Source organism: Psychrobacter alimentarius, assembly GCF_001606025.1.
Lineage (GTDB): Bacteria > Pseudomonadota > Gammaproteobacteria > Pseudomonadales > Moraxellaceae > Psychrobacter > Psychrobacter alimentarius.
Genome location: NZ_CP014945.1, coordinates 123,046 through 137,761, shown reverse-complemented (window position 1 = coordinate 137,761; position 14,716 = coordinate 123,046). Strand labels below are relative to the sequence as shown.

General features: G+C 45.1%; 12 protein-coding genes and 1 riboswitch. Of the genes, 3 read left to right on the top strand and 9 right to left on the bottom strand.

Annotation, left to right across the window (positions count from 1 at the left end; all coding sequences use genetic code 11):
• Positions 1-36 precede the first annotated feature (36 nt).
• The 4 genes from A3K91_RS00580 to A3K91_RS00565 form a co-directional block, all read right to left on the bottom strand.
• Positions 37-996: a uroporphyrinogen-III synthase gene (locus A3K91_RS00580; RefSeq protein ID WP_062843548.1), complete on the bottom strand. Its 960-nt coding sequence runs from the start codon at positions 994-996 to the stop codon at positions 37-39.
• A gap of 84 nt (positions 997-1,080) precedes the next feature.
• Positions 1,081-2,115 (bottom strand): hydroxymethylbilane synthase, encoded by a 1,035-nt coding sequence (gene hemC / locus A3K91_RS00575; RefSeq protein ID WP_062843547.1) that lies wholly within the window; start codon positions 2,113-2,115, stop codon positions 1,081-1,083.
• 223 nt (positions 2,116-2,338) lie between these two features.
• Positions 2,339-3,076, bottom strand: a complete 738-nt coding sequence (locus A3K91_RS00570) for a LytR/AlgR family response regulator transcription factor (protein ID WP_062843546.1) — start codon at positions 3,074-3,076, stop codon at positions 2,339-2,341.
• A gap of 224 nt (positions 3,077-3,300) precedes the next feature.
• Positions 3,301-4,326, bottom strand: coding sequence for a histidine kinase (locus A3K91_RS00565; protein WP_228139878.1), 1,026 nt, complete (start codon positions 4,324-4,326; stop codon positions 3,301-3,303).
• A 239-nt stretch (positions 4,327-4,565) separates the two neighbouring features.
• On the opposite strand from A3K91_RS00565, the gene argH reads away from it, so the two are divergent.
• Positions 4,566-5,939, top strand: a complete 1,374-nt coding sequence (argH, locus tag A3K91_RS00560; protein WP_062843544.1) for an argininosuccinate lyase — start codon at positions 4,566-4,568, stop codon at positions 5,937-5,939.
• Between the two features lie 330 nt (positions 5,940-6,269).
• Positions 6,270-6,560, top strand: a complete 291-nt coding sequence (locus A3K91_RS00555; protein WP_062843543.1) for an oxidative damage protection protein — start codon at positions 6,270-6,272, stop codon at positions 6,558-6,560.
• Positions 6,561-6,683: 123 nt separating this feature from the next.
• Here the strand turns inward: A3K91_RS00555 and phoU are convergent, their stop codons facing one another.
• The 5 genes from phoU to pstS all read right to left on the bottom strand — a co-directional run bounded on the left by phoU (position 6,684) and on the right by pstS (position 11,928).
• The gene (gene phoU / locus A3K91_RS00550) at positions 6,684-7,475 is read right to left on the bottom strand and encodes a phosphate signaling complex protein PhoU (protein WP_062843542.1); all 792 of its coding nucleotides are present in this window, start codon (positions 7,473-7,475) and stop codon (positions 6,684-6,686) included.
• A 107-nt stretch (positions 7,476-7,582) separates the two neighbouring features.
• Entirely contained in the window at positions 7,583-8,518 is a 936-nt protein-coding gene (gene pstB, locus A3K91_RS00545) for a phosphate ABC transporter ATP-binding protein PstB (RefSeq protein ID WP_099046687.1), read from the bottom strand.
• Between the two features lie 84 nt (positions 8,519-8,602).
• Complete coding sequence (gene pstA / locus A3K91_RS00540; RefSeq protein ID WP_062843541.1) at positions 8,603-9,508, bottom strand: phosphate ABC transporter permease PstA; 906 nt, start codon at positions 9,506-9,508, stop codon at positions 8,603-8,605.
• A gap of 70 nt (positions 9,509-9,578) precedes the next feature.
• A complete protein-coding gene (gene pstC, locus A3K91_RS00535) occupies positions 9,579-10,532 on the bottom strand; it encodes a phosphate ABC transporter permease subunit PstC (protein WP_062843540.1) in 954 nt (317 codons plus the stop codon).
• 217 nt (positions 10,533-10,749) lie between these two features.
• Positions 10,750-11,928 carry a phosphate ABC transporter substrate-binding protein PstS gene (gene pstS, locus A3K91_RS00530; RefSeq protein ID WP_062843539.1) on the bottom strand — a complete coding sequence of 393 codons (1,179 nt, stop codon included), beginning with the start codon at positions 11,926-11,928 and terminating at the stop codon, positions 10,750-10,752.
• A gap of 254 nt (positions 11,929-12,182) precedes the next feature.
• Positions 12,183-12,327: riboswitch (TPP riboswitch) on the top strand.
• A 235-nt stretch (positions 12,328-12,562) separates the two neighbouring features.
• On the opposite strand from pstS, the gene thiC reads away from it, so the two are divergent.
• Entirely contained in the window at positions 12,563-14,710 is a 2,148-nt protein-coding gene (gene thiC, locus A3K91_RS00525) for a phosphomethylpyrimidine synthase ThiC (RefSeq protein WP_228139877.1), read from the top strand.
• The last annotated feature ends 6 nt before the right edge of the window (positions 14,711-14,716 follow it).

Sequence of the window (14,716 nt, the reverse complement as noted above, 5' to 3'; positions counted from 1 at the left end):
AATGTGAACATATTTATCGCAAGTAAATAAAAAATATTAAGTGTTTGAGACTATAGCAGTCAAAATGGTTTCGGGTGACAAATCATCCACACGCCAATGCGTTAATTGTTGTTTTGCTACCCAGTGGGTTAAACGCTCACCTAATACAACATAAGCAAAGTCTGACAATGTCAGTGCCATATTTGGTATCACAGCGTTCTTTGCGGTTTCATTAACCACAGTCGTCCAATGTTCAAAAGCAGTCCCGCTACTGACAATAACAATAGGCTTGGGCTGGCTGGATGACGTAATATTTTGCGGCGTATGATAACTCGAAACATTATGCTGTATGTACTCTTGTAGCCACTGCTGATACTGCGCTGTTGCCTCAATTGGCATGACACGCTCATACCAAGCAATACTATCGATATGGACACCGCGCGCTTGTAACGTATCGACTAACAATCGTCGTCCACCAAGACCGCGCCATATCAGTAACTTGTCTCCCGCTTGCAGACGCTCAATTTCAGGCATGGCCAGCATGCCTTCGTTGTTCGCAATTTTGGGTTGACGTACTTGGTAGTTTGTCGTGTTTAATTTGGCACGCTTCAAAACCGCAGCAGTGGCGTCACCAACAGCAATAAGAGGACTTGGTACAGCTAAAGTCTCACATGTCACCTTGTCTACCTGATGCTCGCTATCGTCTTGTGCTTCACACTTAAGCGCTTGCCAAGCTGCCAAACCTGATGCGGCAGCAGTGGGACTGACAACTACCAGTGCTTTGTACGCGCCTGCTAACCATTGACGCATCGTCACCATATCGCCATCAGTCATAGCCCGTGACTGCAATGTCAACATCGGCATGTCAATCACGATCAACCCTGCTGCTTGTAAGCACTGTGTCAATGGCGCCGCACGCTCTACTGGTCGTGTATTGATGACCAATTGCGGCGCAGATAATGCTTGGCTGATAGACTGGCAGGCGTCTGTAGACTTAAGATCGGTGGACGATAACATACGAGTACCATGGTAAAAGACTGATAAAATCGGTTCACTCAAAGGCCGATATGTCTAACGGTTTATGACCAGATGGCTCACATCTTATTCAGGGTGATAAATCGCTGATAAGATATCACCTGCGCCATCAGCAAGTAGCTTCTTGGCAACGTCGATACCCAACTGATTGGCCTGTATTTCTAAATCAGCCTGTGTGCCAACCAATGTCACCCGTTTTTCTGCTTTTAACAGCTGACTACCGTCTGCTGCTCCCACTCGGCCACGTAGCCATAGTACGTTACCACCGTCATTATTACCGTTATCACCATTGTGATCATTATTGGCATCGGTTTCATCAGCCATTTGGAGCACCGCATAAGCGGCAATGGGAACCTGACAACCGCCGTCTAAATGACGGTTTAGTGCACGCTCTGCAATGAGTCGAATGCGAGCTTTATCGTCATTTAACGGTGCTAATAGCTTTAATACCTCATCATCGCCTTCACGGCATTCAATCGCCAAGGCACCTTGCCCAACGGCAGGTAAGCAAGCATCGATATCAAGCTCACCACGTATACGCTCATCCAACTCAATACGCTGTAACCCACTGGTCGCTAAAATAATGGCATCATACTCGCCTGCATCTAATTTACCCAAACGAGTACCCACATTACCGCGCAACGTTTTTATCTGTAAATCTGGACGGTAGGCTTTGATTTGACACTGGCGGCGCAAGCTTGATGTTCCAACAACGGCACCTTGTGGCAACTCATCAATACTCTCATAAGTATTTGAGACAAAAGCATCGGTGGGTGACGCACGCTTACAGTAGACGCCCAATGTTAGGCCTTCTGGTAACTGCATCGGCACATCTTTTAGTGAATGCACGGCAATGTCTGCCTGTTTATCATACAAAGCTTGTTCAAGCTCTTTGACAAATAAACCTTTTCCGCCAATTTTGGCCAAAGGTGTGTCCAAAATCTTGTCACCCTTAGTGACAATTTTTAGTAATTGAATTGTCAATTCAGGGTACATCTCGAGCAGACGAGCACGAATATGCTCAGCTTGCCATAATGCCAATGGACTCTGACGGGTGGCAATCGTTAAGGTAGTCAAAGCAGATTGCTGCGGGTTGCTCATAAAGGACCTCGATAAATTTGATACTATAATGTCAGTACGTAGATACCAATATTCAAATATCAGCACTTAAAAATTTCAGTACTTAGAAACATGGATAATTTGCCACAGTTCATGGGCAATATCCGTCACTCACTGTAAATACTGACACAAAAAAATACCCCTATTTAAGCATAAATAAGGGTTTGATGATATGGGATGATGATGTCGATATGGGTATCAAAGGTTACATGCTTTGGATTTTATCGCGCAGCGCAGGCAAGTGACGACGACTAACTGCCAATGTCTCAGCGATCCCTTTAAAGCGTATCTGATACTGCCCTGCATCCAGCGTCTCTAAAAAATCTAAAAAACTGAGATTGATAATCGCATTACGATGCACGCGGAAAAGTCGATCACCAAACTCTTGTTCCAGCTCTTTTAATGTTTCGTCGATCAGTACTACTCCATCCTTGTGACGTACTTTGACATACTTTTGATCGGCCGTAAAATAGTAGATGTCTTTAAATTTAATCAGCTCAACCCCTCGATGAGTACGAGCAGCAATGTGTTCACGTACTGGTCGGGCCGCTGGGTTTTCAAGCTTACGGATCTCATTTAACTGAGCAGCGTTTAGATTTTTGGCTTTATTCAACGCTTCTAATAACTCATCTTTATTGGCAGGCTTTAATAAATAACCAATCGCACTGGCCTTGAGCGCTGCTATCGCATAATGGTCATAAGCGGTAACAAATATAATCGCTGGCGGATGTTCAAGTTTCGCAAGCTCTTGCGCACAGTGTACACCGTCCATTTCAGGCATACGAATGTCTAACAGTATAATGTCTGGCTGCTTACTTTTGACAGCAATAATGGCCTCTGCTCCTGTTGTTGCCTGAGCAACGACCTCATGGCCTGACTCTTGGACAATTCTGACCAAACGCTCACGCGCTAGCGGCTCATCATCACAAACTACGATACGCATGTAAACTCCTATCTTCGGGCAGACTTAATATGTGTCTCTACTAGCAATTACTAACTATTATCTGAGGCAAAAGCTCAATCCTTGAATACGGAGGGCCCGAATGTACTCATCCTTGGTATAGTCAATATGTTTCTATTACTAGTAAGTTTATTATAAGGAATGCAATAAGTGTGCCATGCGCATTTTTGGCGCAAACAAAGAAGGAATTTTATGATGTAAAAGGGTCATAAACTGACGTCATGTAACGGATAGTCCATGACAGTGATGATTTGGGTACTGGTAATGATACTTTTAATATCTGAGCTGTGACCAAAATAGGCACGTAAGCGCTCCGTTTGAATATGAAAATCCATATGTTGACGCAAATTATGATTCACAATCAATGTCTTTTTGGGTAGATCAACACTGATAATCGTGACAACTCGATGCTGCTCCCACGTCACTTTAATATCTATGTATATGGTCTCAGTGGTCATTTCGACCACATTAATCAGCATTTTTTCTAGCACACTTTGTAACGTGAGCGCCGTGATAACCATGTCATACATGACATCCTCGTCAGGCAGTTGCCAACTTACTTCAAGCTTATCTGCCAAACGACTGGATTCAATGGCTAAGTAATGCTCACAAAGGGCGATTTCTTCTTCAAAACTGACTTCATGCGCGCCTGTAAAACTGGCTCGGAACAGCGCAGAAACGTGTTGTAATAATAGAGAAGCTCTTGCTGGGTGAGATTCTATGAGCGAAGTGAGGGTGTTGAGCGTATTAAAGAAAAAATGGGGGGCGATACGGGCTTTTATTATGTCGTTTTGTGTGGCCAACTTATACTCGAACGAGGACTTGAGCGCATTAAGCTCACGATGAATACGCAAAAAATAGAGTAAAAACACTAAGGTAAAGCCGCCTGTGAACAACGTATCAAACAGCACACTGAAGACAAACGCTTGTAAATCGTATTCTTCCCAGCCCATATTTACCATAACCAGCATCACCAAAGTCATGGATATGACAGAAGCCAGCATCATTAGTAAGACGACACGTATAGTCACGCTTGAAATACTGGCGTTTTTAAAAATGGGTCGAAGGTAGTCAACCAGATATAGTGAAGGCATGACGATTAAAACGTTTTGAACAAACCTACAAAAAAATTTGATCAGAAAATCTGACCAAGTGGCTAAGCCATGGCGTTCCATCACGGTCACGAACAATGACCAAAAAAAGATATACAGTAGCCACTGCCAAGGTCTCATGATTTCCATGAGCTTGGGAATAAAAAACTCTAAGCGCTCCGCTAGTAAGGCAACCTCATCCTTTGCTATACTTGAGTTCTTATTCTCTTGACTTGTCCTGTACCGATATGAATGCCAATTCTTCAAACCATAGTAATCCTGAATCAAATGTAAACGTTTCTGCTCCTGATTCTAGCACAGAAGCTTCTATAACCAATACTGCTTCGCAAAGCACCACTGCAGGCAGTCAGGGCCAGCAGATGTGGGGTGGCCGATTTAGTGAAGCAACCGACAGTTTTGTGGCCGCTTTTACCGCCTCTGTTGGTTTTGATCAACGCTTTGCACGTCACGATATCCAAGGCTCAATCGCTCATGCGACCATGCTTAAAGAGTGCGGCATTTTGGCTGCTGAGGAAGTGGCGACCATTATCGAGGGTCTCCAGCAAGTGTTGCGTGAGATTGAAGTGGGTGACTTCAACTGGTCAATCGCGCTCGAAGACGTACACATGAACGTTGAATCGCGCTTAACAGACATTATCGGTTCAGTCGGCAAAAAGCTACACACTGGACGTAGCCGTAACGATCAAGTCGCCACTGATATCCGTCTTTGGTTACGTGAAGAGACAGACAACATCATTGCACTATTGGTACGTCTGCAAAGCGGGCTGCTTGATCTGGCGGAACAACACACCAATACCATCATGCCAGGCTTCACCCATCTACAAACCGCGCAGCCTGTTAGCTTCGGTCATCATGTCATGGCATGGTTTGAGATGCTATATCGCGATACCGAACGCCTCGTCGATGCACGTCGCCGTATCAACCAGATGCCACTTGGCAGCGCTGCCCTTGCTGGTACGACCTTCCCTATCGATCGTACCATTACGGCTGAGTTATTAGGCTTTGAAGGCATTTGCCAAAATTCACTTGATGCCGTCTCAGACCGTGATTTTGCCATTGAATTTACCTCAGCGGCTTCTATTCTCATGATGCATATGTCGCGCATGAGTGAAGAAATCATTCTGTGGATGTCAGCGCAATTTAACTTTGTACAAATACCAGATCGCTTTTGCACTGGCTCCTCTATCATGCCGCAGAAGAAAAACCCGGATGTACCTGAGTTAGTACGTGGTAAAGCCGCGCGTGTGTTTGGTCAACTCATGACCTTACTGAGCCTAATGAAAAGCCAGCCACTTGCTTATAATAAAGACAACCAAGAAGACAAAGAACCTCTTTTTGATTGCGTAGATACGTTAACGGGTTCGCTACTTGCCTTTGCTGATATGCTGCCGAATATCACACCAAATAAGGAAAATATGCGTGCTGCTACTATGAAAGGTTATGCAACTGCAACTGATCTAGCAGATTATCTGGTACGTAATGGTGTGGCGTTCCGTGATGCACACGAAGTGGTTGGTAATGCCGTCGCTTTAGGTATCGCCGAGGGCGTTGATTTGAGCGACTTGTCTTTGGCACAGCTCAAACAGTTCAGCGATGCCATTGGTGATGATGTGTTTGATTACCTAACGTTAGAAGGATCATTGGCAGCTCGTGATCATTTGGGCGGCACCGCGCCTAACCAAGTAAAGCAAGCCGTGGTCAATGGCCGTGCGCGTTTAAAAGCGTTTGCTTAATATGTCAATAGCACAGTCTGCTGTATCTTAATATAAAAAACACCCGTCTCAATAGCGGGTGTTTTTTATTTGTCATACCGCCTGCAAACTATAGTCAATTCATCATAAAAACACTGTGCTGCTAATATTGGAATAAGTTCTCGCAGCCTCTACCTGCGTACGCACGGCAAGTAAGAATTATTCCAAAAGTACGTTGTCATGGATTTATTTATTTTGTTTAAGATTGGCTGTATACACCAGATACCCTTTGCTAAATCTGCCAAGACCGTTATCATAGACCAATGAATTAATCTGATTTGACCACTTACTATAATAAATAAGGAACGCCTTATGACTGAGACATTTAATCCGCAAGCCAATACCGTGTTTTGCCGTAAATATAAGCAAGAATTGCCAAAAATGCCGCATCCGCCTTTCCCTAACAAAAAAGGTCAGGAGCTACAAGAGACGGTATCTGACAAGGCGTGGAAAGAATGGCTTGAGCATCAAACCATGCTGATTAACGAAAATCACTTGAGCATGATGGATCCTGAAGCCAAAAAATTCTTAACAGAACAACGTGATAAGTTTTTAGATAACGAAGACTATGAGCGCGCCCAAGGCTGGACGCCAGAAAGCTAATGGGTACTCGTTGATTACATTTCATAAAAAACGCGCTATACACTCATTGATAGCGCGTTTTTTTATGAGCTAAATATAACGCTGCGAAAAATAATGCTACCAAAAACATTGGCAAGCGAACTTTTATTCCTCGTCACGGTCTGATGTGGCAATATCCGTCAACGACATGGCTGACACAGTGCCTACTTGACGCGCTGCCATTCGATCATTGGCAGCTTGGACGGCTTTTTCGACTTTGGTGTAGTCGGAATGACGCACATCTTGACCGCTGATATAGTTGATGACGAGCTCAGCCACGTTTTGTGCATGATCGCCGATTCGTTCAAGCGCGCGCAAGACCCACATGATATTAATCACTTTTGATACATGACGCGAATCTTCCATGATGTAGGTCATCAAGGCACGAATGGCTGATTGATACTCATCATTGACCACGTCATCATTGCGCATGACTTCAAACGCTTGCTCAGCATTTGACTGACCAAAAGCTTCTAACGCATTGTGCAGCATAAGGCGAACTTGGTTGCTAAGATGCTGAACCTCAGCATAACCATAAGAGGACTTACCTTGTGCGGCGATCTTTTTGGCCATTTGAGCAATCTTGACAGCTTCATCCCCGATGCGCTCTAAATCAACCACCCCTTTACTGATAGACATCACTAAACGTAAGTCACTGGCAGCGGGCTGGCGTTTGGCAACCAATAGCAAAATATGCTCATCCAAATCTACTTCCATACGATTGATGTCGAAATCCATATCAATGACTTCTTGTGCCAGTGTCTCATCTTTATCAATCAGCGCATGGATGGCTTTGGCAACTTGGTTGGCCGCGCTATCACCCATGTATAAAAACAGACGGATGGCTTCATCGAGATCTTGGTCGAAACTTTTTGAGATATGCTTTTCACTTTGCATCAGAAGAATTCCCTAAAATCTATACTTTTAATAGCGAAGGTGCTTTTGAGCCGAACCCATCAGCTCATAAAACATGCCGAACACCCCTGCCTGCTCAAACCTTGTCCTTAACCATAACGACCCGTAATATAGTCTTCCGTCGCTTTTTGATTGGGTTTGGTAAATATCTGATCGGTCTCACCCATCTCAATCATATCGCCCAAATACATATAAACCGTATAGTCCGATACCCGTGCGGCTTGTTGCATGTTATGGGTCACGATAGCAATGGTATAGTCGTTTTTTAAGTCTTCGATCAAATCCTCAATAGCGCCCGTCGAAATAGGATCTAGCGCTGATGTAGGCTCATCAAGTAACAATACTTCAGGTTTGGTGGCGACGCTGCGAGCGATACATAGACGCTGCTGCTGACCACCTGATAATGACAATCCAGATGCCTTTAGCTTGTCTTTTACTTCCGGCCACAATGCCGATTTTCTGAGTGCCCACTCCACACGATTATCCAGCTCCGCTTTGCTCAATTTTTCATACAGGCGCACGCCAAAGGCAACATTGTCATAGATCGACATCGGGAATGGCGTTGGTTTTTGAAACACCATGCCAACTTGAGCGCGCAGCAAGTTCACGTCGATGTCTTTGTCTAAGATGTTTTTGCCATCGAGATTAATATTGCCTTCTGCACGCATCCCTGGGTACAGATCATACATGCGGTTAAAGGTACGTAATAGCGTCGATTTGCCACACCCTGAAGGACCGATAAAGGCCGTCACTTTTTTATCTGGAATGTCGATATTGATATTTTTTAGGGCTTTAAAATCACCATAATAAAAATTTAAGTCACGAATCTGCAGTTTGGCAGGTGGCATATTCTTAGGAATGTCATGAAGCGTTTGCTTGGTCAGACTGGCGATATCTGGTTGCTCTTTTTGTCCGCTAGTAGACTTGGTTCTATTCAACAGGTTGCCGGTTGTCTTAGTGTCTGTTGCCTCATTGAAGCGATCAGCCGTCTTATTTTTGCGAACTTTGCTTATGACGTCATTCATAGTCTTATCCAACCTAGCTCAATTAAAATTCATATAAGTTCAAGTAATGCTTACTATCTATTGTCAGTAAGCTGTGGTCAGGTTTTATTTTACCTGACCTCTAGCGCCGATGAATCTGGCTGTCACGTTCAATACCAAGACCGAGGCGGTGATGAGAAGTGCCGCCGCCCATGCCAACGTATGCCAGTTTTCGTAAGGACTCATCGCAAACTGATAAATGGTGTTGGGTAAGTTAGCCAGTGGTTGGCTCATATCGGTACTGAAATATTGATTGTTCAGCGCAGTAAATAGCAAAGGAGCCGTTTCACCTGTAATTCTCGCAAAAGCTAGTAACACACCTGTAGTGAGACCCGCTTTGGCGGCTTTGATGGTTACTTGCGTCACCATTTTCCACTTGGGTGTTCCAAGTGCATAAGCGGCTTCACGAATGCTATTGGGCACCAAGTTGAGCATGTTTTCGGTGGTACGTACAACCACCGGAATGACAATCAGCGCCAATGCCAACGCACCTGCCCAACCAGAGAAATTTTGACCTTTTACCATCAGTGCATAAATAAACAGACCAATCACAATAGAGGGCGCCGACAATAAGATATCATTTAAAAAACGTGTCACTTTGCCAAGCATACTCCCTTGAGAGAACTCAGACAAATAAATACCCGTCATCAGCCCAATCGGAGCGCCAATTAACAACCCTGAAAACGCCAACATGACTGAACCAACAATGGCATTGCGTAAACCACCAACACTCATTGGCGGCGGTGTATCGGCGGTAAATACTGGTAGTTGTATAAGACCCTGAAAGCCTTCAATAAAAAGCGTGAACAAAATCCAAAACAGCCAAAACAAACCAAAAACCATCGCCGACATGGCAAAGCCCAAACCAATCTTATTGGCCCAGCGACGCTTGTTATAGAGACTTCGGTTATAACGACCTTCAAAGCCTGTATTCGCTGGTAGGGGCGCATTGATTGTATTGTTAGAAAGCATAAAGTTTGTGTCCCGTTTTTTTGTCAATACCAATAACCATCAAAACTTCTCAAGACAACCAGATATCTATCTACCGATTGCCCGCTTTGCTGTCCATGCGCATCAGCATCAGCTTTGCAAGGGACAAGACGATGAAAGTAATGACAAATAGGATTAAGCCTAAATGGAGTAACGAAGCCAAATGCAGCTCACTCGACGCTTCAGCGAATTCATTGGCCAAGGCAGAAGTGATCGTGACGCCAGAGGTGAATAAGCTTGGGCTGATATTAAAGGCATTACCAATCAAGAAAGTCACCGCCATGGTTTCGCCCAATGCACGGCCTAATCCCAAAATAACACCGCCCACAACGCCCGCTTTGGTATAAGGCAAGATAATCTTAAACATGACTTCCCATGTCGTGGCACCCATGCCATAAGCCGACTCTTTTAATAAGTCTGGTACCACCGAAAAAACATCGCGCATGGTGGCCGCAATAAAAGGAATGATCATGATGGCAAGCACCAAGGACGCGGTAAATAAACCAAGCCCCATTGGCGCACCAGTGAATAGCTTGCCAATGATAGGCAAAGGACCCACATGCTCGATAAACCATGGCTGAATGTGGTCGCCAAAAAATGGTGCAAACACGAATAATCCCCACATACCATAAATGATAGAAGGAATACCGGCTAAAAGCTCAATCGCGATACCCAAAGGCTTTTTTAAGAACTTCGGGCACATCTCAGTCAAAAAGATAGCGATACCAAAGCTGACTGGTACAGCAATCATAATCGCCACAAATGACGTCACCAACGTGCCGTAAATAGGCGCCAATGCACCGTATTCATTGGCAACCGTATCCCAGTTATTGCTGGTATAAAAACCAAGTCCAAACGCTTGAATGCTGGGCCATGCTCCAATAATTAAGGAGACTAAAATACCGCCTAAAGAGAGGAGTACCAGTATGGCAAAAGCCTTGGTTGCATTGACAAACAGCGTATCGTAACGTTTTTGTTTGGCCAATTGGGACCTTAAGTCATTCATAAGTGTCTCAGCGTTGTATAGGATCAAGTCAAAATGTTAGAAAGGTTACGCAGGTTTTATGACAGTAAACTTAAAAAGTAGGATGAACTATCTATAGAGACAACCCACCAGCATCGTCCTTAAATTCACTGTGATAAAACCTCTCAAACCGCTACCGGAGAATAGTGGTTTGAGAGGGCGTTTAGAGATGTATGAAACAGTCTCTAAAGTAGGTCAATTACTGAGCAGGCTTATAAACAGGCTGTCCATCACTACCTTTCACCTCATTCCATTTTTCTTTGAATAATGCGACGGCAGTATCAGAGAAAGGAACGTAATCTAACGCCATGGCATCATCATCGCCTTGGGTATATGCCCAATCAAAGAAGTTCAACACACCAGCCACTTGCTGAGGATTCTCTGGTTGCTTGTGTACCAAGATGAATGTCGCAGCAGCGATTGGCCATGCTTGAGCAGTCTCAGAGTTGGTGATGACTTTATAAAAGCCTTCTTGTTTTGACCAATCGATGTCACCTGCCGCTGCAAAAGTCTCTGCAGAAGGCTGTACAAAGTTACCGGCGGCATTTTTAAGAGCCGTATGTGACATGTTGTTTTGCTTAGCGTAAGCATACTCAACGTAGCCGATAGAGTTTTTCATACGATTAACGTAGCTTGAAACGCCTTCGTTACCTTTACCACCAGCACCTGTCGCAGAGGTTGGCCATTTAACCGTTTTATCAACACCAACGGTATTGTTCCAATCCGGTGACACTTTGGCGAGATAATCTGTGAAGTTAAAAGTCGTACCTGACCCGTCTGAACGGAAAACAGTAGTAATGGCTGCATCAGGTAGGGTCAAATCTGGGTTCATGGCTACAATAGCTGGGTCATTCCATTTACTGATTTTGCCTAGATAAATATCAGCCAATGTCTGACCATCCAATTTTAGCGCGCCTGGCTCAACACCATCGATATTGACAATTGGTACAACGCCGCCAATAACGGTTGGGAACTGGATAAGACCAGATTCTTCAAGCTCTTCAGGCGTCATCGGCGCATCAGAGGCACCAAAATCGACTGTTTTTGACTGAATTTGTTTGATACCACCAGAAGAACCGATTGATTGGTAGTTGACCTGACCACCAGTATCAGCATTGTAGTCAGCAGACCATTTGGCATAGATAGGCTGCGGGAAAGAAGCACCTGCGCCAGTGATGTTCATGGCAATGTTTTCAGCAGACTTGAACCCTGAAGTAGCAGCAGATGCTGTGCTGGTGGTTGCATTGCCAGTTGTTTCAGTCGTTGCGGCAGCGCTACTGCTAGTATCAGCAGCCGGCTCTGTCGTATCGGTCGATTTGTTACACGCCGTAAGTACTAAGGTACAGCTGACGGCCACTGCTAATAACGAATAACGCATGTAAGACTCCTAAAGTTTGACAACGATACAAAAAAACATTGTTTGTGACATGCGAGCTATAGTGACAAGTTTTTATGACAGTTTAATGACAATGACTTTAATCTTTTAGTTTCGCCCATAACAGCGCATTGTTCCCTTCTACCTGCCTTTATAAGCTCAGTACATAAGGCAATCGTTTCTCGAGCCCAAGGTTTTCTCCAAATACCATTAGCCGTTAGAACAGAATTTTGCTAGTATGAAGTTGATTTACAACACTGACAGACTCGGGGTGCGGTGTCATATTGGCCTGTTTTATTAAACTTGCTTTACTAAAACAATTGCCTTTATACATTCGCTGAGAGATCACCCGCCGAACCTGATGCGGTTAGTACCGACGCAGGGAAGTCTTAAGCCTATGTTCTATATGTACAAAGGGCGCGCAGAAATGCCTTTTTATTATTGCCAATGTTTAACAGCGGTTTTTTGCCGATGTATGGTGCTAATAATTTGTGTCCATCAAACTTTTAGTGACTCACTACGTCTCATTTCGGGCGCACGTTTGCTTTTTGATTGTATTTGTTCGTATCACATGGCTTTACCCCGCAGCTACTGGCGGTGTTGATTTTATTCAAAAACCAACACGCTAGGACAGCACATGAAACCTTCAAATATTCAGACAACGACAAACACTCAAAACCCTCAAGTCCATACTCCAAATAGTGACGCGCTTGTTAAGCCGACAACTATAGATGAGACCAGCAGTAAATCCGATAAAAAATCTGAGGCGCTAAAAACCCCTGCTCACCGCACGGCAAGTGATGCGCGTTTTGAAGAAGACGCCCGTGACCTTCATCGCATTCTCCCCGCCTCTCGTAAAGTCTATATCGAAGGCTCGCGTCCTGATATTCAAGTACCGATGCGCGAAATTTCTCTTGATCCAACCCCTATTCAAGGCACGGATGAGGCGAATTGGGAAAAAAACCCACCATTTTATGTCTATGACACCTCCGGCGTTTATACCGACCCCAATGTCGATATTGACCTCACCCGTGGCTTGCCAAAACTGCGCGAACACTGGATTGCAGAGCGCGGCGATACCGAACAGCTCAGCAGTTTATCCAGCTCATACGGACAAGCGCGCGCACGTGATATTAGTACCGCCAACTTAAGATTTGCTCATATTGATAAGCCGCGCCGTGCCAAAACAGGCAACGGCTTGTCAGGCAATGTCACGCAAATGTATTACGCGCGCCGCGGCGTCATCACCCCTGAGATGGAATACATCGCCATTCGCGAAACGCAGAAGCAACATGAGCTGACGGATACACGCCAACATGATGGGGAAAATTTTGGGGCCAATACACCCAAAATCATCACACCTGAATTCGTGCGCAGTGAAGTGGCCGCTGGTCGCGCTATTATCCCAAATAACATCAATCACCCTGAGTCCGAGCCGATGATTATCGGGCGCAATTTTTTGGTAAAAATCAATGCCAATATTGGCAACTCAGCGCTTGGTTCCTCAATCGACGAAGAAGTATCAAAGATGACATGGGCGACGCGTTGGGGCGCAGATACCATCATGGATTTATCAACGGGCAATCATATTCATGAAACGCGCGAATGGCTGATTCGTAACTCGCCTGTACCCATCGGTACGGTACCAATCTATCAAGCGTTAGAGAAAGTCGATGGGGTGGCAGAAGATTTGACGTGGGAGATTTTTCGAGACACCTTGATCGAACAAGCTGAGCAAGGGGTGGATTACTTCACCATTCACGCGGGCGTCCTACTTCGCTACGTTCCACTGACCGCCAAGCGCTTGACGGGTATTGTGTCACGTGGCGGTTCTATCATGGCACAGTGGTGCTTGGCTCATCATAAAGAGAGCTTTTTATACACGCATTTTGAAGACATTTGCGAGATTATGAAACAGTATGATGTGGCGTTTAGTTTGGGCGATGGTTTGCGCCCTGGCTGCTTGCAAGATGCCAACGATGAGGCACAGTTCGGCGAGCTACGTACCCTTGGTGAATTGACCAAAGTCGCATGGAAGCATGACGTACAAGTGATGATCGAAGGGCCTGGGCACGTAGCGATGAACCGTATCAAAGAAAATATGGACTTACAGCTTGAGCTGTGTGCGGACGCGCCTTTTTACACCTTAGGACCTTTGACGACTGATATTGCTCCCGGTTATGATCATATCACCAGCGCGATTGGGGCGGCGATGATTGGCTGGTTTGGCACAGCGATGCTTTGTTATGTCACGCCAAAAGAGCACTTGGGTTTGCCCAATAAAAAGGACGTCAAAGACGGCATCATCACGTATAAGATTGCTGCCCATGCCGCTGACCTTGCCAAAGGCCATCCGGGTGCGCAAGCGCGTGACAACGCCTTGTCAAAAGCCCGCTTCGAGTTCCGCTGGGACGATCAGTTCAACCTCGCACTCGATCCAGATACGGCGCGAGAGTTCCACGATGAAACCTTGCCAAAAGACGCTCATAAATCTGCGCACTTTTGCTCAATGTGTGGACCGAAATTTTGTTCGATGAAAATCACACAAAATGTGCGTGAGTATGCAGCAGGATTGAATACAAAGGCCACTGACAAAAAAGTAGCTAACGAAAAAGTCACGCCGCAATCAGGAGATTTGACCGATGCCGATCATCTGATTAAAGAAGTAGATACGGAACTTGTTGGGCAAGTTGGCGAAGCCAGCGTTGAGGAAGTCCGCCAAGGTATGGCGGAGATGACAGCAAAATACAATAAGGAAGGACGTCAGCTATATAAAGAGGTTTAACAGACG

Bases quoted from the DNA above. Each gene is read 5' to 3' on its own strand.
- phoU (WP_062843542.1), bottom strand. From the start codon at position 7,475: ATGCAAAGTGAAAAGCATATCTCAAAAAGTTTCGACCAAGATCTCGAT.
- pstS (WP_062843539.1), bottom strand. From the start codon at position 11,928: ATGCGTTATTCGTTATTAGCAGTGGCCGTCAGCTGTACCTTAGTACTT.
- A3K91_RS00580 (WP_062843548.1), bottom strand. From the start codon at position 996: ATGTTATCGTCCACCGATCTTAAGTCTACAGACGCCTGCCAGTCTATC.
- argH (WP_062843544.1), top strand. From the start codon at position 4,566: ATGTGGGGTGGCCGATTTAGTGAAGCAACCGACAGTTTTGTGGCCGCT.
- A3K91_RS00570 (WP_062843546.1), bottom strand. From the start codon at position 3,076: ATGCGTATCGTAGTTTGTGATGATGAGCCGCTAGCGCGTGAGCGTTTG.
- hemC (WP_062843547.1), bottom strand. From the start codon at position 2,115: ATGAGCAACCCGCAGCAATCTGCTTTGACTACCTTAACGATTGCCACC.
- A3K91_RS00565 (WP_228139878.1), bottom strand. From the start codon at position 4,326: ATGAGACCTTGGCAGTGGCTACTGTATATCTTTTTTTGGTCATTGTTC.
- thiC (WP_228139877.1), top strand. From the start codon at position 12,563: ATGAAACCTTCAAATATTCAGACAACGACAAACACTCAAAACCCTCAA.
- pstB (WP_099046687.1), bottom strand. From the start codon at position 8,518: ATGAATGACGTCATAAGCAAAGTTCGCAAAAATAAGACGGCTGATCGC.
- A3K91_RS00555 (WP_062843543.1), top strand. From the start codon at position 6,270: ATGACTGAGACATTTAATCCGCAAGCCAATACCGTGTTTTGCCGTAAA.
- pstC (WP_062843540.1), bottom strand. From the start codon at position 10,532: ATGAATGACTTAAGGTCCCAATTGGCCAAACAAAAACGTTACGATACG.
- pstA (WP_062843541.1), bottom strand. From the start codon at position 9,508: ATGCTTTCTAACAATACAATCAATGCGCCCCTACCAGCGAATACAGGC.